This is a genomic window from Bacillus sp. SIMBA_031, from assembly GCF_046535225.1.
GTDB classification, from domain to species: Bacteria; Bacillota; Bacilli; order Bacillales; family Bacillaceae; genus Bacillus; species Bacillus velezensis.
The window spans coordinates 1-257 of sequence record NZ_JAWRXC010000418.1 but is presented as its reverse complement, the minus strand read 5'-3'; the positions used below and the strand labels follow the sequence as shown (position 1 = coordinate 257).

The 257-nt window shown below is 56.4% G+C and carries 1 protein-coding gene; it reads left to right on the top strand.

Translation table 11 applies throughout. The annotated features are described in order from the left end of the window. Window positions 1-257, top strand: a 257-nt coding sequence (locus SB724_RS20860; RefSeq protein WP_410572862.1) for a cation:dicarboxylate symporter family transporter, incomplete at both ends; no start/stop codon positions are given.

Sequence of the window (257 nt, the reverse complement as noted above, 5' to 3'; positions counted from 1 at the left end):
CTTTATCAAACTCATCAAGATGATGATTGCCCCTGTCATCTTCTGCACCATTGTCCTTGGTATCGGGTCCATCGCCAAAGCAGCCACTGTGGGCAAAGTCGGCGGCTTGGCACTCGGATATTTTGTGGTGATGTCAACGTTCGCCCTGGCCATCGGTCTGGTGGTGGGTAACGTGATCCACCCGGGCGCCGGCCTGAAGTTGAGCCCCTATGATCCAAATGCCAAGGCGGCGACCAACAGCACGGCCGATTTCCTCC